We start from the raw sequence: 26,281 nt of genomic DNA, 5'->3' as shown, positions 1-26,281 counted from the left end.
ACCGCGTCGAGCCAGGTGGCGGGAAACGCCTGATCCAGCAGCGTGCGCGCCATCATGCTGGCTGGCGCCTTCTGCTCAAACCGCTCCAGGACAGCCCGCCACGGGCAACCCGATCCGTCCGATGCTTGCGTCATCGCAACGAGTTAGGCCCGAGCCAAACACCTTGAAAGGGCTGGGTCCGAGACCTTTTGCAGGTCCAGGGCGGAGCCCTGGTCGTCCCGGTGCGCGCAACGTTTACGAGGCGGCCTCGGCGAGGTCCCCGAACAGCGACAGCACCACCGGGCGCCGGTCGAGATTGTAGATCGCGGCCTCCCGGGCGGCGCGGCCGAACCGCTCGGCGACGTCGACCAGGGCGGCGAGGCGGGCGGGCGGCTCGTCCCGGCGGCGGTCGAGCTCGGCCGAGACGAAGCGCAGGACCGCGTCCTGGGCGGCCTCGAACCGCGCCTCCGCGTCGCGCCCGGCCAGGGTCTCGGCGAGCTTGAGCACCCGGCCCCAGTCGGGGGTGTGCGCCCGGGCCAGCAGGGTCTCGACCTCGGCGACGAGGCCGGCCGTGACCGGATCGAGCATCGCCAGCGCCCGGGCGACCGAGCCCTCGCACTGGGCGACCGCCCGGGCCAGGGCGGCCTCCTCGGGCTGCGGGAACGGCTCGGGCAGGCCGCGCACCACCTGCGCCACCGCCTCGGGCGCCAGCGGGCGCAGCATCAGCACCCGGCAGCGGGAGCGGATCGTCGGCAGCAGCCGGCCGGGCTGGTGAGCCAGGATCAGGAACAGGGCGCGCGGCGGCGGCTCCTCCAGGACCTTGAGCAGGGCGTTGGCCGCGTTGGCGTTCAGGTCCTCGGCGCTGTCCAGGATGCAGACCCGCCAGCCGGAATCGGTGGCCGTCGAGGCGAACAGGTCAAGGGCCCGGCGGACCATGTCGACCGAGATCTTGGTGGGCAGCGCCTTGGCGCCTGCGGTGCGGTGGCGGCGCAGGGCGACCAGGTTCGGATGCGACAGGCCCGCGACCTTGCCGGCGACGGGGTTCTCGTCCGGCATATCGAGCCCAGCCGGCCCGCCGCCCTCGGGATAGGCGAGCAGGCGCCGGGCGACCCGGTAGGCGAGGGTCGCCTTGCCGATGCCGGGGGCGCCGCCGATCAGCCAGGCATGGTGCAGGCGCCCCGCCGCGATCCCCTCCGCGAAGGCGGCCGCCGCGGCCGCGTGGCCGACCAGCGCCCGGGTCTCCCGCGGGCGCGGGATGCCGGGGAGGTCGCCGGGCTCGACGTCGTCGGCGGCGCGGTCTGCCGGTTTCACGGCGCGGGGCTCAGGCGGCATCGCCGCGGCTTTCTTTGATCGGCAGCAGGCCCGGCAGGCGGGATGCCACCGCGGCGCGGATCGCGGATTCCACCGCATCGGGGTCGCGGCCGGCATCGATCACCGCGCAGCGCTGCGGCTCGGCCCGGGCGATCGCCACGAAGGCCTCGCGCAGCCGCGTGTGGAAGGCGAGCGATTCCGCCTCGAACCGGTCGGCCCCCTGCCCCGTGCTGGCGGCGCGCCCGGCCGCGCGGGCGAGCCCGGCTTCGGGGGCTAAGTCGAGGATCAGGGTCAGGTCGGGCCGGGTCGGGCCGACCACGACCCGTTCCAGGGCGGTGACGACGGCCGGATCGAGTCCTCCGGCCGCGCCCTGGTAGGCCCGGGTCGAGTCGATGAAGCGGTCGCATAGCACGATCTCGCCCCGGCGCAGGGCCGGGCGGATCAGGCGGTCGAGGTGGTCGATCCGGGCGGCGCTGAACAGCAGCGCCTCCGCGAAGGGGCCGTAGGGCTTGGCGACGCCGCCGAGCAGGGCCGCGCGGATTTCTTCCGCCCGGGGCGAGCCGCCGGGCTCGCGGGTCACGCGGACCTCCCGGCCCGAGCGCGACCGCAGGGTCGCGGCCAGGCGGGCGACCTGGGTCGACTTGCCGGCGCCCTCCCCGCCCTCGAAGGTGATGAAGGTTCCCTGCGAAGCGTCTTCGAAGCCTGGCACGATCACGGGCGTCCAATCACGTCGGATCGGCCGTACGCTCGCCGGGTTTCGCGTCCTTCTTGCCGACGCGGTCGAAGGCCTTGCGCACGAGGCCGGTGCCGAATTCCAGCGCCGCATCCATCGCCCGCTGCGACAGCGTGCCGGCCTCCACCGTCGCGCCGGCGAAGAGCGGCTGGTCGAGGGCGACCGTGTCGCCGCGCTGGATCCGCAGGGTGCCGACCTGCCGGCCCTCCTCGACGGGAGCCATCAGCGGCCCGGTATAAACCACCTTGGCGCTGACCCGGTCGCTGGAGCCGCGGGGCAGCAGGACCCGCACCGGCTTCTTCGAGACCAGCGGCACGGAGCCCGCCTCGCCGCCGAACACCGAGGCGTCGGCGACCGTCTCGCCGGCCCCGAAGATCTGCCGCGTCTCGAACGCGCGGAACCCCCATTCCATCAGCTTGCGCGCCTCGGAGGCCCGGTCCCGGGCGGTCTTGAGCCCCGAGATCACCAGCACCAGGCGCTGGCCGTTCTGCACCGCCGAGCCGGTCAGCGCGTAGCCCGATTCCTCCAGGTAGCCGGTCTTCAGCCCGTCGGCGCCGATGTCGAGCGCCAGGAGCGGATTGCGGTTCTGCTGGCGGATCTTGTTCCAGGTGAACTCCTTCTCGGCGAAGATCTTGTACAGGTCCGGGTAGGTGTCGATCAGGTGGATCGCGAGCTTGGCCATGTCCCGGGCCGTGACCTTCTGGTCGGGCGCCGAGTAGCCGGTGGCGTTGCGGAAGGTCGAATTCGTCAGCCCGATCTCCTTGGCCCGCTGGTTCATCAGCCCGGCGAAGGAGTCCTCGGTGCCGGCCATGTTCTCCGCGATGGTGATCGCGGCGTCGTTGCCCGACTGGACGATCAGCCCGCGCAGCAGGTCCGACATCTTGATGCGGCTGTTGACCTGGGCGAACATCGACGAGCCGCCGCCGCCGGCCCCGCCCCGCTTCCAGGCGTCCTCGGTGACGGTGAACTCGGTATCCATCGCCAAGCGGCCGGATTTCAGCGCCTCGAACACGATGTCGGTGGTCATCAATTTGGCCATGCTGGCCGGGGAGAACCGCTCGTCGGCGGCCTTCTCGAACAGCACCGAGCCGGAATCGGCGTCGATCAGGATCGCGTGCGGGGCCGCCGTCTGGAAGCCCTGGGCGGTCGCGCCCGCGAGGCCGGCGCCCAGCGCGCAGGCGGCCGCCAGAAGGGTGAGAAGGGTCCTGCGCATCACCGGTCCGTCCCGCGCCTGCCGCCCGGCCGGAGAAACTCCCGCCGCATCCGGATAACAAGCGTGACCATATTACGGTTTCAGCGCCGGATCGAATGCGAAATGCCGCACTGCGGAACGGCACGCCGTCCGGGAAGCGCCGGGGCCGCCCTCAATAGATCCCGGCGAGGCGCGCATGCCCCCCGCCCGACGCCGTCCGGGTGGGCGCCCCTGCCTTCGCAGGGGCCGGAGCCTTCGCGGTCGCCGCGACCTTGGCTGGCACCGCTGCCTTGGCCGAGGCCGGAACCGTGGTCTTGGAAGCGATCATCGTGGATCCCTTGGCGGCGCCGGAGGCCAGATGCGCCAGGGTGGACTTGGCTGAGGCCGGCAGCGCCGCGGGTGCCGCCGCGGCGAGTTTCGTCGGGGCGGGCGTTGTGGGCCGCGCCGGCCGGCCGGCGGCGACGGCGGCCTTCGGGGTCGTGCCGTGGCCCGGGGCCGGGTTGAGGCCCGCGACCTTTAGGTCCGGGCCCTTGAGGCCCGCGCCTTTGGCGCCGGCTCCCGCATGCTCTGCGACCTGGATCGGCGCGGGCCGGAAATCCCGCACCTTCTGGGCGGTCGGCTGGACGGCCGCCGGCACCCGCATGGCGGCCGAGGCGAGCACGATCGGCGCGCGCACCGGGGCCGGCCGGTCGGGCCGCGACGCCGGGGCCTCGTCGGACTGGGCCCGCTCGGGGGGGGGCTTGAAGGCCAGGGGTTCGGGGGCCGAGCGGGCGTAGCGCTCAGGCTCCTCCGAGGGGCCGAGATCCGCCATCATCACGGTCGAGCGCCCGGCCGGCTGCCCGTCGGTGCGCAGGCTGGCGAGCAGCTTGCGGTCGTCGCTGCCGGCGACCGCTGCCTTGCCGGCATATTCGACCCGCACCCGCGCGGTGCCGCGCCGGTGGAAGCCCAGGGCCTCGGCCGCCTCTTCGGAGACGTCCATGACGCGACCGGCATGGTAGGGGCCCCGGTCGTTGACCCGCACGATCATCGAGGCGCCGTTGTCGAGGTTGGTCACCCTTGCGTAGCTCGGCAGCGGCAGGGTCGGGTGGGCGGCCGCGATCGAGTGGCGGTCGAACACCTCGCCGTTGGCGGTCATGCGCCCGTGGAAGGCCGAGCCGTACCAGGAGGCCAGGCCCTCCCGCACGTAGCCGCGGGGATCCTCCTTGGGCACGTAGGTCTGGCCGGCCACCACGTAGGGCTTGCCGGTGTAGCGGCGCCCGCCGCCCTTCGGGATCACGTCGCCCTCGTTGTAGAGGCGCGGGCTCGCCTTGACCCCGTATTTCGGGTCGATGCCGTTGCCGGAGCTGAGCTTCTGCTGCTGGGGATTGGTGGCGCAGTTGGCCGTCGCCAGGGCCACGCCCGAAACGGCCAGGAGCCGCAGGGCGAGGCGCGCAGGCCGGGGAAGGGTCGTGCGCACCATATCGGGGTTCACCAAACGCGACGCGGGACAGCGGCCCGGAAACGAGCCGGCACCGGCCGCGCCCCTGGGCTCAGCCGGTCCACCCAGAATTGTAGCGGTCCCGTAAAGGAAGCCTGAACGCTGTCGGCTGTCGCGGTTCAGGAGTTGCAGCCGAGCCGCTCTTGGACTTCGCGCGGCACATCAGGATATTCAAGCAAGAATCTGATAGATCGATGGTTTAGGTTTTGGGCAAGCAGGGCCGAGGGCTTTCGCGGCGTTCGCATTGAACTGTCCGTAAGTATCGTCGCCAGCGGAGCCGGTCGGTCGAGACCGCGCAGGACCGGCCTGATGGCTCGGGCGCATCCATCGCCCGGGCGGCTGCCGAAGGGACGGCGCGGAAGCGGTGAGACGGGTCACGGATTCCGGATGTCCAAGGACGCGTCGGCATCCACCCCGTCATCCCGGGGCTTCGCTGCGCGACCCTGGGATGACGGGGTGTTGTCAGAGCTGCCTTTGCAAACTCCCTGAACGGGTCGCGTCCGGGACCCTGTGCGGGGGCAGGGTCGAGCCGCGCCGGGTTCAGCGCGGCGGGGTGTCGGTCAGCTGCGCGATGGAGCGGGCGCCGCGCTGCTTGAACAGCAGGTCCAGCCCCTCCAGCATCAGGGCGTGCATCTTGGTCCGCTCGGCATAGGCGAGGTCCCGGAGCTGGTCGTAGACCGGCGGCTCCAGGTAGACCGACATCTGCCGGGCGCGTTGCTTCAGCGTGGCGGCAGGCTTCGCCGCCGGGGGCGCCAGCGCCAGGGTCACGATCTCGGCGCCCTGCGGCCGGGCCGCGTGCCGGTCCGGCGGGTTCGCCGAGGCGACGATCGCCGCGAGGCTGAGCTTAGGCGGCTTGGACATGGCGGCCCGTCCTCAGCGACTGCGTGCGGCGCTCGATCCAGGACCAGAGCCGGCGGACCTCTCCGGCGGCCTGGCCCTTGGGGTTGAACTCGGTGACGCCCTGGCCGAGGCCAATCGCGTCCTGGTGGTCGGTGCGGGCGACGATGTTCACGTCCGGCAGGATGCCGAGCACCGCCAGCCCGTCGGCCGCGTCCCGGACCCGGTAGGAGCGGGGCGGGGTCTGGTTCAGCACGAAGGCGAACTTCTTCTCCAGCCGGTAGACCGCCGCCAGCGTCGGCTTGAACGCCCGCAGGTCGGCCGGCGTCGGCCGGCACGGGATGATGCACAGGTCCGCCGCGCGGATGGCCGAGAGCGTGCCGGTGGAATCGACCCCCGGCGTATCGATGAACACGTAGTCGTAGGCCGAGTCGCGCAGGCGCTCCATCACGGCGTCGATCTGCGTCGCGTCGATCTGGGCGACCTCGGGACCGTCGGCGGTGCGGTGGTCGAGCCAATCCGAGATCGTGGCCTGGCGATCCATCTCCAGGATGCAGACCGTGTGGCCCGCCTCGCGGGCGGCGACCGCCAAAGAGATGCACAGCGTGCTCTTGCCGCTGCCGCCCTTCTGCGTGACGAAGGTGATGGCTTTCATCCTGGGCATCCTCCAGAAGGCCCCGCGCATCCGCCGGAAGCGCCGGCATTCACGAATGCCGCGCCCTCGTCGGGCAACCTCAGGTGCGCAATCACGGGCTGCCGCGATCCTGTGACCCAAGGATGTCGAGCGGCACGGTGCGTCCGACATGGTTAACGAGCCGTTAAGATGCCCTGCCGCCAGCATGCGACCGGACCGGCCAGGTTGTCGGGTCGTCCGACGCAATCTAAACCTCAGGTTAATATCTATGCTGTCTGCTTCCTGAACGGCCTTTTCAGCCGCTGTAGGATGCCGTAGCGTCTAGGTCGCCAGCGCCGGAGCTGCGATGGATTTTATTACCTCAGGTTTAGCGGCGTTCGAAATCCCGCCGAGGAATGGCATGGCCGACGCCCCGATCCCGCAATCCGTCCTGGACGCCTCCGGCGTGGTCGGGACGTGGGTCCACGATCATTGGGCTGATCGGCTGGCGCTCTCGGGCTCCTTGGCGGGTCTGCTCGGCCTCGACCCGGTGGCGGCCGCCACGGGGGTGTCCCTCGCGGCGTTCCTCGACCGCACCCATCCGGAGGACCGCATCCGGATCGAGAGCTACCTGCACGCGGTGTCGGAGTCCGGCGGCACCCTGGAGGCGGAGTTCCGCACCCGCGACACCCGCAGCGGCGTCCGTACCCTGCTGATGCGCGGCCGGATCGACCGCGACCCCTCGGGTCGCACGCTCCAGGGCCGCGGCATCGCCATCGACCGGACCGAGGTGCAGGCGGCCAACCTCATGCAGAGCGAGCGGGTGGTGAACCGGATGGCCGAGCACGTCATCGCCCTGCGCGACCTCGCCCACGTCCTGCAGCGGCCGGCGCTGGTCGAGCGGATCGAGCGCCTGATGATCGAGATCGGCTTCGAACTCGCCCGGTTCCTGCCGGAGCCCGAGGACGAGCCGCGCCACTGAGCGCATCGTACCGAACGGTGGTTTCCGGCATTCGGCCGGAGACGATGCCCGATCCGAGCCCCCGCGCATCCGCGACGTGCGATTGATCGCGCCCACGCCCCCAAGCTACGGTCCCGGCAAGACTTTGCCGGGAGGATTCCGATGGCTCGCGACACGATCTACGACCGCGATCTCGACCGTGTGCCGGCCAACCACCAGCCGCTGACCCCCCTGCTCTATCTCGACCGGGCGGCGCGGGTGTTTCCCGACCAGGTCGCGGTGGTCCACGGCCCGCTGCGGCGTTCGTACCGGGACCTCTACGCCCGCGCCCGGCGCCTGGCCTCGGCGCTGGCCCGGCGCGGGCTCGGCCGCGGCGATACCGTGGCGGCCTTCCTGGCCAACACCCCCGAAATGGTCGAGTGCCATTACGGCGTGCCGATGACCGGGGCGGTGCTCAACACCCTCAACACCCGCCTCGACGCCGCCGCGATCCGGTTCTGCCTGGAGCACGGCGAGGCCAAGGTGCTGATCACCGACCGCGAGTTCTCGAAGACCGCCGCGGCGGCCCTGGAGGGCCTGGCGACGAAACCGTTCGTCATCGACGTCGACGACCCGGACTACGACGGCCCCGGCGCACGCCTCGGCGAGACCGACTACGAGGCGTTCCTGGCGGGCGGGGACCCGGAGCACGACTGGGCGCTGCCCGACGACGAGTGGGACGCGATCACGCTGAACTATACCTCGGGCACCACCGGCGACCCGAAGGGCGTGGTCTACCACCACCGGGGCGCGGCGCTGCTGGCGCTCGGCAACGTCATCACCGGGGGGCTCGGGCAGCACCCGGTCTATCTCTGGACGCTGCCGATGTTCCACTGCAACGGCTGGTGCTTCCCCTGGACCCTGTCGATCGTGGCCGGCACCCATGTCTGCCTGCGCCAGGTCCGCGCGGAGGCGATGTACCGGCTGATGGCCGAGCACGGGGTCACGCATCTCTGCGGCGCGCCGATCGTGATGCAGATGCTGATCAACGCCCCCGATGCCGAGCGCCGGGACCTGCCCCGGCGGGTGGCGTTCTTCACCGCCGCCGCACCGCCGCCCGAGGCGATCCTGGCCGGCATGTCGGAGGCCGGGTTCGACGTGACCCACCTGTACGGCCTGACCGAGAGCTACGGCCCCGCCGTGGTCAACGCCTGGAACGCGGATTGGGACGCGCTCGCGGCCGACCAGCGGGCGGCCAAGAAGGCCCGCCAGGGCGTGCGCTACCCGGTCCTGGAGGCGCTCGACGTGCGCGACCCGGACACGCTGGTGCCGGTGCCCGCAGACGGCACGACGATCGGCGAGGTGATGATGCGCGGCAACGTGGTGATGCGCGGCTACCTCAAGAACCCGGCGGCCACGCAGGCCGCCTTCAAGGGCGGCTGGTTCCGCACCGGCGACCTTGGGGTGAAGCACCCGGACGGCTACATCCAGCTCAAGGACCGCTCGAAGGACATCATCATCTCGGGGGGCGAGAACATCTCGTCGATCGAGGTGGAGGACGCGCTGTTCAAGCATCCGGCGGTGTCGGCCGCCGCGGTGGTGGCCAAGCCCGACGCGAAATGGGGCGAGACGCCCTGCGCCTTCGTGGAGCTGAAGCCGGGCGCCTCGCCCAGCGCCGACGAACTGATCCAGTGGTGCCGCGGGCGGCTGGCCGCCTACAAGCTGCCCCGTCACGTGATCTTCGGCGAGCTGCCGAAGACCTCCACGGGTAAGGTCCAGAAATTCATCCTGCGCGAGCGGGCCCGCCAGGACGAGGCCTGAGGACTCCGTATCAGGCCTGCGGGGGCTGCCGAGGCTCCGCGCGGGCCGGGACGCGCACGGGTTTGGCGGCTCGTAGATCGGACGCGACCTGGGCGATGAAGGCCTGGATCGACACGAGGCTGAACAGGGCGATCGAGGCGACCAGGGCTGCGGAAACCAGGATCTTGGCGGTAGCGGGGTCCACGGCGTGACGTCCTCAGCTCATCTCGCCGCGGGCTGCCCGGGCGAGGGGCGCCGATCCCGGCGCCTACGATGACAGGAAGGTGGGCGCGCGGGCGGGGTTTCACCAGCGTTGCAGTGGTGGACCTGGCATGCGTGTGGGTTCGGGCTCTCGGGCCCGGGGCCGGCTCCTGCGTCAACCGGAGGTGCTGGCCGTACGCCCCGATTCCCGCAATAAGCCCGCGCGATGCGACGCGCATCCGGGGAGAGACGTATGGCCGGTAACGGGATCGCAGCAGGGATCGCGGGCGGCATTCTGGGCGCGCTGCTGGCCGTTCAGGGCGCGATCCTGGCCGCGCTGCCGGTGCGGGCCGAGGAGCCCGCCGCCGAGCCGGTCACCCGGGCGAGCTATTTCTATATCGGCGGGCGGTATCAGAAGCTCGGCGACAAGACCGTGATGGTCGGCCAGATGTTCGTGCAGGCGCGCGCGCCGGCCAAGATCACCCAGCCCTACCCGGTGGTGATGGTCCACGGGCTCGCCCAGACCGGCGTGAACTTCCTCGCCACCGCGGACGGCCGGCCGGGCTGGGTGCAGCGCTTCGTCGAGAAGGGCTATCAGGTCTACGTGGTCGATCAGGTCGGACGCGGGCGCTCGGGCACCAACCCGGAGGTCTACGGCCCCTACGACCGGCTCGGCACCCGCACCCTCGAGAAGACCTACACGGCCCCGGAGGTCTACGACCTGTTCCCGCAGGCCAAGCTCCACACGCAATGGCCGGGCGGCACCGGCGTGCAGGGCAATGCCGGGTTCGACCAGTTCTTCGCCAGCCAGGTCCCGTTCCTGGCCAACAGCCAGCAGACCGAGGAACTCGTCGCCCCGGCCCTGGTGGCGCTCCTGGAGAAGGTCGGGCCGGCGATCCTGCTCACCCACGGCCAGGGCGCCCTGTTCGGCTGGGCGGCCTCGGATGCGCGGCCCGACCTGGTGAAGGCCCATGTCACCGTGGAGCCGAACGGGCCGCCCTTCTTCGACGTGCAGTTCCGCGGCGGCAAGGAGTTCTGGGAGAAGTCCGGGGACGGCCGCGCCCGCGCCTACGGGTTGACCCGCATGCCCCTGACCTTCGACCCGCCGGTCAAGGCGCCGGAGGATCTGATCGTGGCGCAGCAGGCGAAAGGATCCGATGCCAAGGCGGCGGAGGGCCAGATCCGCTGCTGGCTGCAGGCCGAGCCGGCCCGGACCCTGCCGAACCTCGCCAAGGTGCCGGCCGCAGTGGTGACCGCCGAGGCCTCGTTCCACGCCACCTACGATGCCTGCACGGTCGCGTTCCTGGCCCAGGCCGGCGCCAAGCCCGACGCGATCCGGCTGGCCGAGCGCGGTCTGCACGGCAACGGCCACATGGTGATGCTGGAGACCAACAGCGACGCCGTGGCGGATGCCGTGGCGGCCTGGATCGCGGGCCGCGTGAAGTAGCGCCTCGGGACCGGGCGCCGCGGTCCGTCCCGCTGCGTCCACAGGCATTTCCGCCGCGTCGTTCGCGACAGCGCCCTCCCCGCTGTGGCGGCCCGTCCATCGCTGCGTGTTGAAACCGCAACAGCGCTCGCCTTCCGCGCGCGACCCGCTTGCAGCCGAGCCTGGCGGCCCGTACTGCAAGTAGCAGAAACCTCAATAATAACAGCAGTTTATCACAATTCTAAAGAGCGGGGCAGCCCCGCCGGGCCCCGTCCCGGCGCATGCGGGCGGCTGCCCGGAGCGTCGTGCAGGGCCCAGTCAGATGCGAGTCGTTCACCCCCGTCCCCGCGCCCGGCGCCCCCGCCGCGCCGGCGCCTTCCTGGCCGGCGCCTCCCTCGCCGTGCTGGCGCAGGTCGTCCCGGCCCTATCCCAGGACGCGACGCCGCCGCGTCGCGGCATCGCCAATCCCCCCGCCGGGGGCAGCGTGCAGCTCGACGAGATCAGCGTCGAGAGCCGTGGGGGCGGCCCCGTCCAGGCGGGGCGCTCCAGCACGGCCTCGCGCAGCGTGGAGAGCCCGACCGGCCCGATCGACGGGTTCGTGGCGAAGCGATCGAACACCGCGACGAAGACCAACACCCCGCTGATCGAGGCGCCGCAATCGATCACCGTGATCGGGCGCCAGCAGCTCGACGCCCAGAACGCCCAGACCCTGACCCAGGCCACCCAGTACGTCGCGGGCGCCTATGGCGGCGTGTTCGGCGCGGATTCGCGCATCGACTACCTCACCCTGCGCGGCTTCGTGGTGAGTGATTTCGGCATCTACCGGGACGGGCTGCAGCAGCTGAACTACGGCTTCGGCTACTTCAAGACCAACACGTTCGGGCTCGAGCGCATCGAGGTGCTGCGCGGCCCGGCGGCGGTCCTGTTCGGGGCCGGCAGCCCCGGCGGCATCGTCAACCAGGTGACCAAGCGCCCGACGCTCGACCCGTTCGGCTATGCCGAGGTCGGCGGCGGCTCGTTCGGCCAGAAATACGCCGCCTTCGACTTCGGCGGCCCGGCCGACCGGGAGGGCCACTGGTTCTACCGGCTGACCGGCTACGGCCGCCAGGGCGGGACGCAGGTCGAGGGGGCCCCGGACGACAGCTTCTACATCGCGCCGGCCGTCACCTATAAGCCGGACGGGGCGACGCGCTTCACCTTCCTGTCGAGTTTCCAGCACGACAACACCGCGGTGACGTCGAACTTCCTGCCGTATCTCGGGACCGTGCGGCCCAACGCCTCCGGGTTGCGCATCCCGCGCTCGCTGAACGTCGGCGATGCCGGCTTCAACACCTTCCAGCGCGACCAGGCCTTCCTGGGCTACGAGTTCGAGCACGACTTCAACGAGACGTGGACCTTCCGGCAGAACCTCCGGTACTCGTTCCTGAAGAGCTTCCAGAACTCGGATATCGGCCAGCTCGGTTACAGCAACCCGGCCCAGACGCTGCTCGCGCGCTACCAGTTCCGCGACAGCGCCAAGGTCAACCTGTTCCAGGTCGACAACCAGGCCGAGGCGCGGTTCTTCGACGGATACTTCCGTCACGACCTGCTGATGGGCCTGGACTACAAGGATTACCGCCTGAACGACAACCAGGCGTCGCTGTTCCCGGCGAGCGACCTGAACATCCTGGCCCCGGTCTACGGCCTGCCGACCGGGACGCCGTCGCCGTACCTGATCAACTCCGACGCATTCAAGCAGCTCGGCCTCTACCTGCAGGACCAGATCAAGGTCACCGACCGGCTCACCCTGCTGGTCGGCGGCCGCCAGGATTTCGCCGACAACCGGGTGGTCGACAAGCTCACCAACGGCGCGGGCAACAACGGCCGCAGCGACAACGGCACCACCTACCGCACGGCGCTGATCTACAATTTCGACAATGGGCTCGCCCCCTATGTCAGCTACTCGACCTCGTTCCAGCCGCTGATCGGCACCGGCCTCAACAACCAGACCTTCAAGCCCGAGACCGGCAAGCAGGTGGAGGGCGGCGTCAAGTTCGAGCCCCCGGGCCAGGGCTACTTCGTCACCCTGGCGGGCTTCGACATCCACCGCCAGAACGTACTGACCGCCAACCCCGCCAACCCGCTGTTCAACGCCCAGCTGGCCGAGGTGCGGTCCACCGGCTTCGAGGCCCAGCTGGTCGCGAACCTGTTCGACGGCCTCAACGTGGCGGCCTCGTACACGATCTACGGGCTGACCAACGAGCGGGGCGGCCCGGACCTGATCGGCAAGGTCCCGGTCAACATCCCGGAGAACTTCGCCAACCTGTTCGTCGACTACACCATCCCGACCGGCGACCTGCGCGGCTTCGGCTTCGGCGGCGGCGTGCGCTATGTCGGCCGCTCCTTCGCGGACGTGGCCAACGCCTTCCGGGTGCCGGATTACGTGCTGTTCGACGCCCAGGTCCATTACGACTGGGAGCGCTGGCGCCTGCAGGTCAACGCGACGAACATCGGCGACCGCCGCTTCGTCTCGTCCTGCCAGACGACCACGTCCTGCTTCTACGGCGACGCAAGGCGGGTCCTGGCGAGCGTGAGCTACAAGTGGTGAGGCGCCCGCCGCGCGCGGCCTGAGCCACGCGCGGCGATCCAGACCGGGAGCGGCCGATGCCCCGGGCTCAGCGGTCGTGGCGGCGCATCATGTGGCCGCGATGGTGCCGGCGCATCATGTGATGGCGGCTGCGCATCACGCCGCGGGAAGACATCCGGGCGCCGCGGTGCATGCCGCCGAAATTTCCGTTGCCGGTGGCGGCGGCGTTCCGGTCGAGGCCGTCGCCCGGGGCGGCGAGGCTCGGGCTGGCGGCGCCCAGGACAAGGCCGAGCGCGAGCGTCGCGCCGAGGAGGATCTTGTTCATCGGTTCCGGTCCCTTCGCGACCCTGCGCCGCGCCGACCGAACGGATCAGTGATGCGCAGGTTCCGGGCCCTCAGGCGGACGGACCCTCCACGATCGCGAACAGGGCGGGCTGCACGGCCTTGGCGTCCGGCACCGGGACCGCCCGGATGCTCGGCGGCAGCGGCCCCCCGAGCAGATCCAGAAAATCCCCCGAGGCGGCGATCTGGAGTTCGGCGGTCTTGGCCCGGGCCTCGAGACGCGACAGGGCGTTCATGGCGGGGCCCAGCACGGTGTACTCGGCCCGCACCCCGTCGTCGAACACCCCGACCAGGAGGTCGCCGGCGTGCAGGGCGACCACCACCCGGAGGGTGAACAGCCCCGCCTCGGCCCGGGCCTCGTTGAGGGTGGCGATCCGGTCCTGGAGCGACAGGGCGCAGGCCAGCGCCGCCCGGGCCTGCGCCCGCGGGCGGCCGACCACGAACTGCACCAGCACGGCATCGCCGACATACTTGTCCACCAGGCCGCCCTGCTCGGCCACCGCGGCCTGGGCGGCCGCCCGGACGGCGAGCAAGGCGGTCACCATCGCCTCGGGCGGATGCTCCCGGCTCAAGCTGGAGAAGCCGCGGATGTCGAGCACCATCAGGCAGGCATGGCGCCGGTGGATGCCCATGGCGGCGTTGGCGTCCTCGGCGGCGAGGTCGAGGGCGACCGTGTCGGGCACGAAGCGCGCGAGCTGGGCGCGCTCGTGCTCCATGCGCAGGGCCCGGGTGACCGCTTCGCGCAGGCGGGTCATGCCGTCCACCACGAGCAGCCCGGCCGCCACGAAGGTGGCGAGCCCGGTGACCTGCGCGGTCGGGAAGGAATCCGGCCCCGGAAACAGGCCGGGATCAACCAGCCCGACCAGGAAGGCCGCGCTCCAGCACGCCGTCACCACCCCGCAGAACAGCATGGTCTGGGCCACCCGCATGCTCAGGCCGGTCTGGAGCAGGAGCAGGAAGGCCGGCAGGCGGCTCACCGCGTCGGCGCCGAGGCCGGCCCCGCCGCCGGCCAGCATGTGCTCGATGATCACGTAGACGGCGAGCCCGGCATTGAGCAGCGTCCCGGCCCAGCTGTAGGCCGCCGCGGCGGGGCCGCCGCCCCGCTCCCCGAGCCCGAACCAGATCGTGCCGACGCCGTAGAGGCCGAGGATGAACCAGTGGCTGAAGGCGTGCAGCGAGCCGTCATAGGCCTGCGCCGCCATCAGCAGCACCAGCACGATCACGATCCGCAGCCCGAGCAGTCGCAGGCCGCCGCCCGCCTGCATGGCGCGCAGGACCGCGGCGTCGTCCTGGGCCGCCTCCGCCTTGCGCGCGGAGAGGTCCCGGGCGGGCCTGGGGGCGCGGAGCGGCTGGGTCCGGGCGCCGCCCGTGGCCATCACGCGCCCCGGTCGAGGCGCCGGGCCGCGCTGAAGCGGTTGAGGAAGCGCGGCTCCTTCTCGGGGGCGATCCGGATCGCGAGGTGCACGGTGCCGTCGGCCTCCGCGCGTCGGTCCAGGATCTCGGCGTTCTCGTAGAGCCAGTTGAGCGCCGCCCCGTCCTCGGGGGGCAGCGACACCGCGAAGCTCGTCCGGTGGCGGCCGATCCGCGCCTCGATCCGGGCGGTGAGCGCGGCGAGCCCCTCCCCGGTCAGCGCAGAGACCAGTACCGGCGCGTCGCTGTCACGGTCGTTGCGGGCCTTGGCCTGGCCGCTGAGGTTCATCAGCCGGGTGCGCTCGTCGTCGTCGAGGAGGTCGGACTTGTTCCAGACCTCGATGATCCGCTCGGCCGTGGTCTCGATGCCGAGTTCGCGCAGCACATCGCCGACATCCTCGGCCTGGGCCTCGGAATCGACGTGGCTGACGTCGCGCACGTGCAGCAGCACGTCGGCCTCGATCGCGTCCTCCAGGGTCGCCCGGAACGCCGCGATCAAAGCGGTCGGCAGGTCGGAGATGAAGCCCACCGTGTCGGACAGGATGACGTTTTCGCCGTGCGGCAGCTTGGTCGCCCGCGCGGTCGGGTCGAGGGTGGCGAACAGCATGTCCTTGGCGGTGACCTCGGCGCTGGTCAGGGTGTTGAACAGGCTCGATTTTCCGGCATTGGTGTAGCCCACCAGCGCGACGATCGGGTACGGCACCCGGGCCCGGCTCTGCCGGTGCAGGCCGCGGGTCCGCACCACCGCGTCGAGGTCGCGCTCGATCCGGGTCATGCGCTCCTGGATCATGCGCCGGTCGGCCTCGATCTGGGTCTCGCCGGGGCCGCCCAGGAAGCCGAAGCCGCCGCGCTGGCGCTCCAGGTGGGTCCAGGAGCGCACGAGGCGGGACTTCTGGTAGGCGAGGTGGGCGTGCTCGACCTGGAGCGTGCCCTCGCGGGTCGAGGCGCGCCGGCCGAAGATCTCGAGGATCAGACCGGTGCGGTCGATGACCTTGGCGCCCCAGGCCTTCTCGAGGTTGCGCTGCTGCACCGGCGAGAGCGCGCAATCCATCACCACGAGGCCGATCTCGCGGGCGCGGATCATCCCGGCGATCTCCTCGACCCGGCCTTTGCCGAGATAGGTCGAGGGGCGGATGCGCGGCAGGCTGATCGCGACGCTCTCGACCACGTCGAGCTCGATGGCTGCGGCGAGTCCGGTCGCCTCGTCGAGGCGCGCCTCCACCGAGCGGGTCGGCTGGGCGGGCCCGTGGCCCGGTCCTCCGGGCCCGGGGGCACCGCGGGCCAGATAGGGCCCGATCACCAGGGTGTGGGTCGCCGCGGCGATCTCGCCCTCGGGCGCGGCCTGTGCCTGGAGCCGGGCCTCGCCGGACGTCAGCGTCTCGCTCATGCAACCTTTAACGCCGCCCGCGCGCCGGCAGCTTCGTTCGAGAACTCGGATTGTTTCGACATGGGGATTCGGCGGGGCCGGGCCAAGATGCCGGGAGTCAGGAGGTTGGGATTGGGGAGATCCGAATCCGGCAGCCAGCTGGATTCGGCCTATCCCACCCGCGCCCTCATCCTGAGGCGCCGGAGCGCAGCGGAGGCCTCGAAGGAGCCCTCCAGCTGGCCGCGCGATCCCTTGAGGCCTCCTTCGAGGCGGCTCCGCCGCACCTCAGGATGAGGGGAGAGTGCGGGATCGTCCTGGGATTCGCCGCTGCCCGTGCGGCGAGGCGGCCCGCTGGCGGCATCGCGGCCCCGGAGAAAGCGAACCGATCGCCCTTCCCCCCAAAAAAATCACGCCTTCTCGGCGGTCTCGTCCGGCTCGAACAGCTGCACCGGGTGGCCGGGCATGATCGTGGAGATCGCGTGCTTGTACACGAGCTGCGAATGGCCGTCCCGGCGCAGCAGCACGCAGAAATTGTCGAACCAGGTGACCACGCCCTGGAGCTTGACGCCGTTGACGAGGAAGATGGTCAGCGGGATCTTGTTCTTGCGGACATGATTGAGGAACGTGTCCTGAAGGTTTTGTGCGCGTTCGCCCGCCATCTTATTTGCCTTTTCGTTATCCCGGCGCGAAGGGCTCGGGTTGGGTACGCGACGTCGGAATCTGTCACGTGGTTGGGGCCGTCACGTGCGGGATCGTCCGATCATCCCGCACGGACCGAGTCTACAGCATGACGGCGTGAAAGCCCGGGGGCAAGCAAGCCCCGTTCCGCCCGATCCGTGACGGATCGGCGTCAGTTTCACGGGTCGTCCCCCGTCTGCGCCCCCCTCGCGCCCCGGCGTGCTACGGGCCGATGCCCAGGGACTTCAGCTTGCGGTGAAGCGCCGAGCGTTCCATGCCGATGAACTCGGCGGTGCGCGAGATGTTGCCCGAGAACCGCGCGATCTGCGCCACGAGATACTCGCGCTCGAAGATCTCGCGCGCCTCGCGCAGCGCCAGGCTCATCAGCTTCTCGCCGCCGGCGCCCCCCGGGGTGGTCGGCACCAGGGCGCCGATCTCGGAGGGCAGCATCTCCGAGGTGACCTCTTGGTCCGGGTCGGCCTGGGTCAGGATCATCAGCCGCTCGACGTTGTTCTTGAGCTGGCGGACGTTGCCCGGCCAGTTGTGCGACTGGAGCACCGCCATCGCGTCCTCGGCGATCACACGCTTGGGCAGGCCGGTCTGGGACGAGATATTGTCCATGAAGAACTGGATCAGCTCGGGCACGTCCTCCCGGCGCTCCGACAGGGCCGGCACCCGCACCGGCACCACCGAGAGCCGGTGGAACAGGTCCTCGCGGAAGCGGCCCGCGGCGATCTCTTCGGCGAGATCCCGCGACGAGGACGAGATGATCCGGACATCCACGTGGACCCGGGTGGTGCCGCCGACGCGCTGGAAGTTCTGATCGACCAGGACGCGCAGGATCCGGTTCTGGCTCTCGCGCGGCATGTCGGCGACCTCGTCGAGGTAGAGGGTGCCGCCATGGGCCTCCTCCAGGGCGCCGACCCGCCGGCCGGACTCGCCCTCGACCCCGAACAGCTCCGACTCCATGGTCTCGGGCAGGATTGCGGCCGCGTTGAGCAGCACGAACGGGCCGTTCGACCGCGCCGAGGCCTTGTGCAGGCTGCGCGCCGCGAGCTCCTTGCCAGAGCCCAGCGCCCCGGTGATCATCACCCGGGCGTTGGTCGGCGCGACCCGGTCGATGGTCTGGCGGAGCTGGTTGATCGCCAGCGAGCCGCCGACGATGCGGTTCGGGTTGCCGGAGCGCGCCGTCAGGTCGCGGACCTCGCGCCGGAGCCGGGAGGCTTCCAGCGCCCGCTCGGCCACCAGGATCAGCCGGTCGGCCTTGAACGGCTTCTCGATGAAGTCGTAGGCCCCCGCCTTGATGGCCGAGACCGCGGTCTCGATGTTGCCGTGGCCCGAGATCATCACCACTGGCAGGTCGGGGTTGGCGGCCTTGATCAGGTCGAGCACCTGCAGGCCGTCGAGGCGCGAGCCCTGCAGCCAGATGTCCAGGAACACCAGGTGCGGCCGGCGCGCCTCGATGGCGGCCAGCGCCTCGTCGGAGCCGCCGGCCGTGCGGCAGCGGTGGCCCTCGTCGTCGAGGATGCCCGCCACGAGGTCGCGGATGTCGGCCTCGTCGTCGACAATCAGGATATCGGCGCTCATGCGTGCATCTCCGCGATCCGGGGGGCCGTCGGTGCGGCGCCCTTCTCCTCTGTCGTGACGGGGCTGGTCTCGGGGCCGGAAGGCTCGGGCCCGTGCTCGCGCGGAACCCGCATCTGCACCTGCCCGCCACGGCCGGCGGGGTTGTCGTTCAGCGCGATCCCGCCGCCGTGCTCCTCAAGCACCTTGCTGACGATAGCAAGTCCCAGCCCGGTGCCACCGTCGCGTGTGGTCATGTAGGGCTCGAGCAGCCGTTGGCGCCCCTCCACCGGAAAACCCTTGCCGTTGTCGGTCACCGTGATGACCGCGAAGCCGTCCTCGACCGCGAGACCGAGCGCGATCTTGCCCTTGCCGAGTTCGTCCGCCGGCACCTCGGCCACCGCCTCAACGGCGTTCTTCAGGATGTTGGTGATCACCTGGCTGAGCAGCCGGATGTCGAAGGCCGCCACGATCTTCTCCGCGCTGCCCGCCCCCCCTTGAGCCGAGAACGCGAAGTCGATGTCCGGGTGCGCCACGCGCATCATGAACAGGTTCTGCTTGGCGATCTCGGTGAGGTCGTTCGGCGCGATGGCCGGCTTCGGCATCCGCGCGAAGGCCGAGAACTCGTCGACCATGCGCTTTATCTCGTCCACCTGGCGCACGATCGTGGCGGTGCACTGGTCGAACACCTCCTTGTCGGCGGTGATGACCTTGCCGTACTTGCGCCGGATGCGCTCGGCGGAGAGCTGGATCGGGGTCAGGGGGTTCTTGATCTCGTGGGCGATGCGGCGGGCGACGTCGCCCCAGGCGGAGCTGCGCTGCGCCTGGACGAGGTCGGTGATGTCGTCAAGGGTCACCACCGAGCCGCGCGACGTCCCCTGGGCCTGCTCGCTCGTGACCCGCACGGTCACGGTGCGCTCGCCCCGGGACCGGGTGAGCTGGAGCTGCTGCTGCTGGAGGGCGCGCGGACGGCTCTCGCTCTCGGCGAGCACGGGGGCGAGTTCCGGCACCGCCCGGGCCAGCGGCTGGCCGATCAGGGCCTCGCTCTCCAGGTCGAGCATCCGCTCGGCGGCCGGGTTGGCGATGGTGACGAAGCCCGCCGCGTCGAGGCCGATCACCCCGGGCGAGACCCCCGACAGCACGGCCTCCGTGAACCGGCGGCGGGTGTCGATCAGGTCGTTGGCGGCGATCAGCCCGGTATGCTGGCGGCGCAGTTCCTGCGTCATCTTGTTGAAGGCCTCGCCGAGATGGGCCAGGTCGCCGCTGGTCTTCTTGGTCGGCACCTGGGCGTAGAAGTTGCCGGACGCGACCTGGTCGGCGGCGTTGATCAGCCGCCGGATCGGCGCCACGAACCGGTTGGCGAAGTTCATGCCGAACCACACCGCCGACAAGAGCGCGATCAGGGCGATCAGCAGGAACACCGACGCGAAGGTGATCTGGATCGAGCGCCGGAGCGAATCGTAGGTCAGGTACTCGGCTGCCGCCGCCCGCGAGACGCCCGGGAAGTCGATGGCCAGCTGGCTGACTTCCCGCTGCACCATCAGCACCGCGTCGTCGTAGGCCGGCATCCGAAGCAGCGCGGCGAAGACGCGGCCCTCCGAGGGCAGCAGGCAGATCGGGTCGGTGGAGGTCGCCGCCTCCTCGAAGGCCGCCGCCGAGGGGAGCCGCACCTGCTTGAGCACGTCGATCTTGGCCCGGGCCACCACGTCGGTGGGTCCGCGCATGATCTGAGCCACCGGCAGGCCGAGATTGGTCGCCCGCGTGGTCAAAAAGTTCTCGAACCAGGCCCGGTCCCGGTCGAAGTTCGGGCGCGCCCGGGTCAGGTCGTCCACCAGGATGCGGATTTCCCGGGCGAGCGACTGGCACTGGTTCTCCTGGTAGGCGTCGGCCACCTCGACGGATTTCAGCACCACGTCCCGGACCCGGTCGGTGAAGCCGAGCGACAGGCCCCGGTCGATGGTCACCGACGCCACCACGGCCAGCAGCACGGTGGGCAGGATCGCGATCAGCGAGAACAGGCCGACGATGCGCGAGTGCAGCCGGGCCACCGCGGCGTTGGCCTTGCGGGCGTGCAGGAAGACCCGCGCCTCCCAGGCGATCACGAAGACCAGCCCGAGCACCAGGACGGCGTTGATGCCGAGCAGCGTGACGCCGTAGGCCGGCGTCGGCGTCACCCGGATCACCCCGGCGAGGATCAGGAAGGTCGCCAGCGCCGAGATCAGCGCGGTCACCACCACGGCGGCGCCGATCCAGCCCGGCCCGCGCGGCCCGGGCTTCAGCGAGTCCGCGAGCGGCGTGCTCGGCTCCTGGAGCGTTTCTGCCTGAGCGGGTTCTTCGGCCGCCTGGCTTGTCCCCTCGCCCACCGGCTCGGCAGGCGGCTGGACACCCTCCTCGGGGTCCGGCGCAGGGCCTTCCACAGGCGGTGAGCGTCGCAGAAACGGCATGACTGGTGCAGGGCCACAACAGTGTGGCGGAATTAATACGAATCGCGGCACCCCGGAGGCGGCGGGTGATCCATTCCGCCGCAGGGGCCGACGTCAGCGCAGCGCGAGCGGAGTTTCACGGTGATCGTCAGGCCCGGTGCCGCAGACGGACTTGGCCGCCGGGCAAGCTGAGCCTTAACATCGAGGTCATACCCGAACGCCGTCGCATGGACTTGGTCGTGAACAAGGCTGCCCGGAACGAGCGCATCAAGATCACGGCCACGTGGTTCAACGGTGCGGCTGTCGCGGCCTTGGCGGTCGGGTGCTTCGCGCCGATCGTGGCCTTCGTCACCTCGACTGCACACATCCCGTTGAGAAATCTCAATCTGCTGGTGGGTGCTCGGTTTTTCTTGAGTGTCAGCTTACATTGAGCTGCACGAAAAGTTCTGCGGGGGATTGAGGAATGAGCGACGGGTTTCTGTCCGCTGCGATCATAACCCCGCTGATGCTCGCGGCGACCGCCGGCTTCGTTTACTGGTTCACGAGCCGGCAGGATCGGCGCGACGCGTCGGAGCGCGAGCGCTAGGATTTCGGCACCGCCCTCAAGGCAGGTGCTTCATATCAGCGCATCGTAGGTCAAACCTCGGTCGGACGAGACTGGTTTTCGAGCCGTCGCGACCGTGACGACCCCGCTCATCCCTTGACCCCACCGGCACGGCCCCGTACCCCCGCCCGTGGAGGCGAACGGGGTCTGGTGGCCCCCCTGGTCTTCAAAACCAGTGGTACGCCAACAGCGTACGGTGGGTTCGATTCCCATCCGCTTCCGCCAAGCCCCCGCACCCCTTGCAGCCAGAACCGACTTCGCCGCGCCGGCGCCCGCAATCCTGTCCGCAGGTGGGCACGGTCTCGACGGCGGCTCCGAGGGGCCTGATCGGCGCCTCTCCAACCCAAACCCTACGGCGCATCCGGCGGCCCCGCCCGTAGCCTGGCTCCCGGACGCACCCGACCCCGGCCGTGTCGCCCAGCGTCGCGGGCTCTTTGACACCGGACCGGCTTGCGCGCCTCGCGCAAGGGTGGTCCGATCCGGGTGAGGCTCTCGCAGAAGTTCGCCCAAAAATCCGGAGGAGACCCGCCATGCTGTCACGCCGGCAAACCCTCGCCCTGGCCCTCGCCAACGGCCTCGCCCTGACCGACACGGCGGCCCGGGCTGCGGGACAGGCCGCCGTGCCCACCGTCAGGAGCCCGGTCTCGTTCGAGGTCCCGCCGGGGGCCTGCGATTGCCACGTCCACGTCATCCCCGATCCGGCCAGGTTCCCGTTCTGGGCGGGGCGCGGCTACACCCCGCCGGTCGATCCGCCGGAGAGCCTGCTCGCGCTCCAGCACGCGCTCAAGCTCGACCGGGTGGTGATCGTGACGCCCAGCGTCTACGGCACCGACAACGCGGCCACCCTCGACGGCCTGCGCCTTCTCGGCCCCCAGCGCGCCCGCGGCGTTGCGGTGATCGGGCCCGGGACCGGCCCGGCCGAGCTCGATGCCCTGGCCCAGGCCGGCATCCGCGGCATTCGGGTCAACCTGGAGCAGGCCGGCGTGTTCGATCCGGCGGCCTCGGCCAAGGCGCTGGAGAGCGCCGTCCAGCTGATCGGGCAGCGGCCCTGGCACCTCCAGGTCTATGCCCGCCTGTCGGTGATCGGCCCGCTGAAGCCGCAGCTGGCCGCCCTGCCGGTGCCGGTGGTGTTCGACCACTTCGCCGGCGCGCAGGCTGCCCTCGGGCCCGATCAGCCCGGCTTCGGCGACGTGCTCGACCTCGTGCGCGGCGGCCAGGCCTGGGTGAAGCTGTCGGGCGCCTACCGCGCCTCGACCCGGGCGCCCGACTATCCCGACGTGGCGCCGCTGGCCCGGGCCCTCGTGGCGGCGAACCCGGAGCGGCTGGTCTGGGGCAGCGACTGGCCGCATCCGGACAGCACGCCCAAGCCCGGCCGCAAGCCCACGGACCTCGCGCCCGCGCAGGACATCGATGACGGCCGCCTGCTCGACCTGCTCGCCACCTGGGTGCCCGACCGCGCCACCCGTGACAGGATCCTTGTCGAGAATCCCAAGCGGTTATACGACTTCTGAGAGAAACGTGCGGTGACAGATACACCCGGACCGAGAACCCGGTCCCGGCATCGCCCGCCTGGCCGTGCGCCCTGGAGGAGACCGCGATGCAGGGTCTGGAGCATCGTCCCGAACGCCGGTGGCCGGCATTCGGGACAGATCCCCGCGGACGCAGGGACCGCCGGTTCGGGCCGGGATCCGTCGTCCGGGGCGAGGCCGGAGCACGGATCGGCCGACCGGCCGCGGCCGGCCAGATCTTCGATCACGCCTCCGGCCGCGCGCGGGGCCTGCTCGGCCTGCTGACGGCCCTGGCCGTCCTGGGCGCCGCCGCCATCGCGGCGCGGGGGGCCGGCACGGCCGTCGATCCCGATCTCGTGCGGGTGCTCCGCTTCATGGCGCTGATGAAGGGCGGCTTCGCGTTGGCGGCCTTCGCGGGCTGCTTCTGGCGCCTCGCCCGGCCCGCCGGCCCGTGGCGCACGCCGATCTACGTCGTCGGTCCGCCGCTCATGGCGGCGGCCGCGATCGGGCTCTGGTCTGGCCAGGCGCTCCCGCTCGCGGCGGCTTGCCTGCATCTCGGGCTGCTGGCGGTGCTGGCCGCCGCGCTGACCGATCCCGCGTTCCTGCCCGACCTGTCGCGCCTCGGACGGGGCCGCCGATGACGGCGCCGCAGCGGAACGGCGGATCGCCCGGCCCGTTTCCCCGGGACCCGATCGACGCGCCGGGTGCTGCCGCGTCGGTCCGCGCCGTCCCGCATGCCATGATCGACAAGGTCCTCCCCCTCCTCCCGCCCGGCGCGCAGGCGGCCCTGCGCAGGCTCGCCGCCCGCTGGCCGTCGCGCCCCGCCCGCGCGGAGCCGGTGGTCCGGCTCGATCACGATCCGCGGCCCGGCCCGATGACGCCGCTGCTCCCGCCGGCCGCGCTCAACGACAACCCGCTGCAGGGCGTCCACGAGGCGGTGGAGCAGGACCTGCGCGCCAGCGGCCATCTGCGCTGAGACCGTCTTCGGGTCTGAACGTCACCAACTTGACCATTTGCATGGCTGGTTGCGATCCAAGGCGGCCCTTCAAACGGCCAAGCAGGTTGAATTCAGACCCTCGCGGCGCTGCGCGCCTCAGCGCTTGGGGGCGCCCGCCGGGGCGGGCCGCGCGGCCGCCCCGGCCTCCATCCAGTGGCAGGCCGTGGTCGTCGGCAGGCCGGCGCATTCGTAGCTCCGGTCGCCCAGCGTCACCCGGTCGACCAGGCCGGTGATCTCGCTGCGGGTCACCAGCGTGCAGCCGAGATGGTCCGCCTTGGGATCGGCCAGCACGGCCGCCGCCGCGGCGGTGCCGTCGTGCAGCAGCATCCGGTAATTGGCCAGGGACGGGCAGCCGATCACCTGCCCGAGGGCCTTCCGGTCCGGGCCGGCGGCCTTGTCGGGGCCGGAGCGGGCCGGCGCCTTGGCCGCCGGCTGCCCCAGCGCCGGCACGGCGCAGAGCCCGAGCGTGAGGGCGGCGACGCGGAGGAGCATGCGTGTCATGTCCCGCCCCTAGCATGGGCGCGGGGTGGTGTCGTACCCGCCGCATCGCCGCGTCCGGGTTCCCCCAAGAGCGCCCCGAGCGGCCGGATCCTGAACCGCTGGTGGAGCCGTCCCGGGGGCATACCTGCCCCCGGTTGTTCCGCGACGCGGGACGGACATTCGGGCTTGACCGGGCGGCTGCCATCTGCGAGCGCCGCGGGCGGGACATCCAAGAGGAGAGGTCATGGCGACGACGATCGATAGCGATCAGAAGCTCCATCTGGTCTTCGGTGGTGAGTTGCAGGATCTCGACGGCGTCCGGTTCCGGGACATCAAGGGCCTCGACATCGTCGGCATCTTCCCGGACTACGCCACCGCGCAGGCCGCCTGGCGGGCCAAGGCGCAGGCCACCGTCGACAGCGCGCAGACGCGCTACTTCGTGGTCCACCTGCACCGGCTGCTGGAGCCGCCGGTCGCCTGAGCCGGACTCCGGCACCGGCCGGTCCGGGCGCGCGCCTGTGCGGCGCGCCCGTGAAGGCATTGTGACACCTTCGGCCCGCTGCTAAGAGCCTCGCCCGTCATCAGATCCATCCGGCCCGGTGCGGGCCGGTATTCGGAGCGCGGCGCGAAGCTCGGCCGCGAGTGGGCGGACGTCATGAAATCCTCGATCAAGATCATCGCCGGCAACGCGAGCCGGCCCTTGGCCGAGGCGATCGCCGCCTATCTCGAATTGCCGCTGGCCAAGTGCATGGTCCGGCGCTTCGCCGACATGGAGATCTTCGTCGAACTCCAGGAGAACGTGCGCGGCGAGGACGTGTTCATCGTCCAGTCGACCTCGTTCCCGGCCAACGACCACCTGATGGAGCTGCTGATCATGATCGACGCCGCGCGTCGATCCTCGGCCCGGCGCATCACGGCGGTGATCCCGTATTTCGGCTACGCCCGGCAGGACCGGCGCACCTCGGGCCGGACCCCGATCTCGGCCAAGCTGGTGGCGAACCTGATCACCGAGGCCGGGGCCGACCGCGTCCTGACCCTCGACCTCCATGCCGGCCAGATCCAGGGCTTCTTCGACATCCCCACCGACAACCTGTTCGCCGCCCCCGTGATGGTGCGCGACATCAAGGAGCGGCTGCCGAGTGCCGACCGCATGGTGGTCTCGCCGGATGTCGGCGGCGTCGTGCGCGCCCGGGCCATCGCCAAGCGGATCGACTGCCCGCTCGCCATCGTCGACAAGCGCCGGGAGCGCCCGGGCGAATCCGAGGTGATGAACATCATCGGCGAGGTCGAGGGCCGATCCTGCATCCTGGTCGACGACATCGTCGATTCCGGCGGCACCCTGGTCAACGCCGCCGAGGCCCTGCTCAAGGCCGGCGCCAAGGACGTGTCGGCCTACATCACGCACGGCGTGCTCTCCGGCGGCGCGGTCTCGCGCATCGCCGCCTCGCGGATGAAGGAATTGGTGATCACCGATTCGATCCAGCCGACGCAGGCCGTCAAGCTCGCCCGCAACATCCGGGTGGCGACCATCGCGCCCCTGCTCGGCGAGGCGATCGGCCGGACCGCCACCGAGGCCAGCGTCTCGAGCCTGTTCGACTGACCGCGCGGTTTCTTCGCGGGGACGGGCGGCACTCCTTCGACGCGCTGGAGAGCCGGCGCAGCATTCGTCGCAGTTCCGGCGCGGGATTTCGGCGCTACCTCCCGTCTGCGGACGCATCGCGATCCGGGAGGGCGGGCCCTGGGCCGGACGACACTCATCGGCATCCACGGGCTCGCCAACAAGCCGCCCCGGGATGAGAAGGCCGCCTGGTGGCGTGCGGCGATCCTGGAAGGCC

25 protein-coding genes and 1 tRNA gene are annotated in these 26,281 nt (G+C 71.0%); 12 read left to right on the top strand and 14 right to left on the bottom strand.

What is annotated here, in order from left to right; translation table 11 throughout:
* Positions 1-234: 234 nt before the first annotated feature.
* The 6 genes from MFF40_RS04480 to MFF40_RS04455 form a co-directional block, all read right to left on the bottom strand.
* Positions 235-1,290, bottom strand: a complete 1,056-nt coding sequence (locus MFF40_RS04480; RefSeq protein WP_147899533.1) for a DNA polymerase III subunit delta' — start codon at positions 1,288-1,290, stop codon at positions 235-237.
* A gap of 10 nt (positions 1,291-1,300) precedes the next feature.
* Positions 1,301-2,005, bottom strand: a complete 705-nt coding sequence (gene tmk, locus MFF40_RS04475; RefSeq protein ID WP_147899534.1) for a dTMP kinase — start codon at positions 2,003-2,005, stop codon at positions 1,301-1,303.
* A gap of 10 nt (positions 2,006-2,015) precedes the next feature.
* Positions 2,016-3,236, bottom strand: a complete 1,221-nt coding sequence (locus MFF40_RS04470) for a D-alanyl-D-alanine carboxypeptidase family protein (protein WP_147899535.1) — start codon at positions 3,234-3,236, stop codon at positions 2,016-2,018.
* A 151-nt stretch (positions 3,237-3,387) separates the two neighbouring features.
* Complete coding sequence (locus MFF40_RS04465) at positions 3,388-4,674, bottom strand: septal ring lytic transglycosylase RlpA family protein (RefSeq protein ID WP_238259774.1); 1,287 nt, start codon at positions 4,672-4,674, stop codon at positions 3,388-3,390.
* A gap of 558 nt (positions 4,675-5,232) precedes the next feature.
* A complete protein-coding gene (locus MFF40_RS04460; RefSeq protein WP_050736065.1) occupies positions 5,233-5,553 on the bottom strand; it encodes a ribbon-helix-helix domain-containing protein in 321 nt (106 codons plus the stop codon).
* Positions 5,537-6,184 carry a division plane positioning ATPase MipZ gene (locus MFF40_RS04455; RefSeq protein ID WP_147856072.1) on the bottom strand — a complete coding sequence of 216 codons (648 nt, stop codon included), beginning with the start codon at positions 6,182-6,184 and terminating at the stop codon, positions 5,537-5,539. Before MFF40_RS04455 ends, MFF40_RS04460 begins: the two co-directional genes overlap by 17 nt.
* A 379-nt stretch (positions 6,185-6,563) precedes the next feature.
* Here MFF40_RS04455 and MFF40_RS04450 point away from each other — a divergent pair, with 379 nt between their 5' ends.
* Positions 6,564-7,124 (top strand): PAS domain-containing protein, encoded by a 561-nt coding sequence (locus tag MFF40_RS04450; RefSeq protein WP_147856071.1) that lies wholly within the window; start codon positions 6,564-6,566, stop codon positions 7,122-7,124.
* A gap of 141 nt (positions 7,125-7,265) precedes the next feature.
* Positions 7,266-8,903, top strand: coding sequence for an acyl-CoA synthetase (locus MFF40_RS04445; RefSeq protein WP_238259773.1), 1,638 nt, complete (start codon positions 7,266-7,268; stop codon positions 8,901-8,903).
* A 10-nt stretch (positions 8,904-8,913) separates the two neighbouring features.
* Here the strand turns inward: MFF40_RS04445 and MFF40_RS04440 are convergent, their stop codons facing one another.
* Entirely contained in the window at positions 8,914-9,087 is a 174-nt protein-coding gene (locus MFF40_RS04440) for a hypothetical protein (protein ID WP_187277814.1), read from the bottom strand.
* A 249-nt stretch (positions 9,088-9,336) separates the two neighbouring features.
* Here MFF40_RS04440 and MFF40_RS04435 point away from each other — a divergent pair, with 249 nt between their 5' ends.
* Both MFF40_RS04435 and MFF40_RS04430 read left to right on the top strand, forming a co-directional pair.
* Positions 9,337-10,530, top strand: coding sequence for an alpha/beta hydrolase (locus tag MFF40_RS04435; RefSeq protein WP_147856069.1), 1,194 nt, complete (start codon positions 9,337-9,339; stop codon positions 10,528-10,530).
* A gap of 301 nt (positions 10,531-10,831) precedes the next feature.
* Entirely contained in the window at positions 10,832-13,096 is a 2,265-nt protein-coding gene (locus tag MFF40_RS04430) for a TonB-dependent siderophore receptor (RefSeq protein WP_238259772.1), read from the top strand.
* A 67-nt stretch (positions 13,097-13,163) separates the two neighbouring features.
* On the opposite strand, the gene MFF40_RS04425 is transcribed toward MFF40_RS04430, so the two are convergent.
* The 6 genes from MFF40_RS04425 to MFF40_RS04400 form a co-directional block, all read right to left on the bottom strand.
* On the bottom strand, positions 13,164-13,400 hold the full coding sequence (locus MFF40_RS04425) for a hypothetical protein (protein WP_147857057.1): 237 nt from the start codon (positions 13,398-13,400) through the stop codon (positions 13,164-13,166).
* A gap of 70 nt (positions 13,401-13,470) precedes the next feature.
* Positions 13,471-14,793, bottom strand: a complete 1,323-nt coding sequence (locus tag MFF40_RS04420) for an adenylate/guanylate cyclase domain-containing protein (RefSeq protein ID WP_238259770.1) — start codon at positions 14,791-14,793, stop codon at positions 13,471-13,473.
* On the bottom strand, positions 14,793-16,214 hold the full coding sequence (hflX, locus tag MFF40_RS04415; protein ID WP_147855298.1) for a GTPase HflX: 1,422 nt from the start codon (positions 16,212-16,214) through the stop codon (positions 14,793-14,795). Before hflX ends, MFF40_RS04420 begins: the two co-directional genes overlap by 1 nt.
* A gap of 386 nt (positions 16,215-16,600) precedes the next feature.
* Positions 16,601-16,852 carry an RNA chaperone Hfq gene (gene hfq / locus MFF40_RS04410; protein WP_007563033.1) on the bottom strand — a complete coding sequence of 84 codons (252 nt, stop codon included), beginning with the start codon at positions 16,850-16,852 and terminating at the stop codon, positions 16,601-16,603.
* 241 nt (positions 16,853-17,093) lie between these two features.
* Positions 17,094-18,458, bottom strand: coding sequence for a nitrogen assimilation response regulator NtrX (ntrX, locus tag MFF40_RS04405; protein WP_147855299.1), 1,365 nt, complete (start codon positions 18,456-18,458; stop codon positions 17,094-17,096).
* A complete protein-coding gene (locus MFF40_RS04400) occupies positions 18,455-20,878 on the bottom strand; it encodes a sensor histidine kinase NtrY-like (RefSeq protein ID WP_238259769.1) in 2,424 nt (807 codons plus the stop codon). Before MFF40_RS04400 ends, ntrX begins: the two co-directional genes overlap by 4 nt.
* 65 nt (positions 20,879-20,943) lie before the next feature.
* On the opposite strand from MFF40_RS04400, the gene MFF40_RS04395 reads away from it, so the two are divergent.
* The 6 genes from MFF40_RS04395 to MFF40_RS04375 all read left to right on the top strand — a co-directional run bounded on the left by MFF40_RS04395 (position 20,944) and on the right by MFF40_RS04375 (position 23,945).
* Positions 20,944-21,288 carry a hypothetical protein gene (locus MFF40_RS04395; protein WP_238259768.1) on the top strand — a complete coding sequence of 115 codons (345 nt, stop codon included), beginning with the start codon at positions 20,944-20,946 and terminating at the stop codon, positions 21,286-21,288.
* A gap of 32 nt (positions 21,289-21,320) precedes the next feature.
* Positions 21,321-21,443: a hypothetical protein gene (locus MFF40_RS28800; RefSeq protein ID WP_279601572.1), complete on the top strand. Its 123-nt coding sequence runs from the start codon at positions 21,321-21,323 to the stop codon at positions 21,441-21,443.
* Positions 21,444-21,593: 150 nt separating this feature from the next.
* Positions 21,594-21,686, top strand: a tRNA-Sec gene (locus tag MFF40_RS04390).
* Positions 21,687-21,991: 305 nt separating this feature from the next.
* A complete protein-coding gene (locus tag MFF40_RS04385) occupies positions 21,992-22,972 on the top strand; it encodes an amidohydrolase family protein (protein WP_238259767.1) in 981 nt (326 codons plus the stop codon).
* Positions 22,973-23,058: 86 nt separating this feature from the next.
* Positions 23,059-23,610, top strand: a complete 552-nt coding sequence (locus tag MFF40_RS04380) for a hypothetical protein (protein WP_238259766.1) — start codon at positions 23,059-23,061, stop codon at positions 23,608-23,610.
* A complete protein-coding gene (locus MFF40_RS04375) occupies positions 23,607-23,945 on the top strand; it encodes a hypothetical protein (protein WP_238259765.1) in 339 nt (112 codons plus the stop codon). The genes MFF40_RS04380 and MFF40_RS04375 overlap by 4 nt, the downstream gene beginning before the upstream one ends.
* A gap of 117 nt (positions 23,946-24,062) precedes the next feature.
* Here MFF40_RS04375 and MFF40_RS04370 read toward each other — a convergent pair whose 3' ends face one another.
* The gene (locus MFF40_RS04370) at positions 24,063-24,467 is read right to left on the bottom strand and encodes a hypothetical protein (RefSeq protein ID WP_238259764.1); all 405 of its coding nucleotides are present in this window, start codon (positions 24,465-24,467) and stop codon (positions 24,063-24,065) included.
* Between the two features lie 223 nt (positions 24,468-24,690).
* On the opposite strand from MFF40_RS04370, the gene MFF40_RS04365 reads away from it, so the two are divergent.
* Together MFF40_RS04365 and MFF40_RS04360 are read left to right on the top strand one after the other, a co-directional pair.
* Positions 24,691-24,927 (top strand): DUF4170 domain-containing protein, encoded by a 237-nt coding sequence (locus tag MFF40_RS04365; protein ID WP_238259763.1) that lies wholly within the window; start codon positions 24,691-24,693, stop codon positions 24,925-24,927.
* A gap of 174 nt (positions 24,928-25,101) precedes the next feature.
* The gene (locus MFF40_RS04360; RefSeq protein ID WP_147857021.1) at positions 25,102-26,046 is read left to right on the top strand and encodes a ribose-phosphate pyrophosphokinase; all 945 of its coding nucleotides are present in this window, start codon (positions 25,102-25,104) and stop codon (positions 26,044-26,046) included.
* The last annotated feature ends 235 nt before the right edge of the window (positions 26,047-26,281 follow it).

Source organism: Methylobacterium mesophilicum, from assembly GCF_022179445.1.
Lineage (GTDB): Bacteria > Pseudomonadota > Alphaproteobacteria > Rhizobiales > Beijerinckiaceae > Methylobacterium > Methylobacterium mesophilicum.
This window is presented reverse-complemented; position numbering and strand designations above follow the sequence as displayed.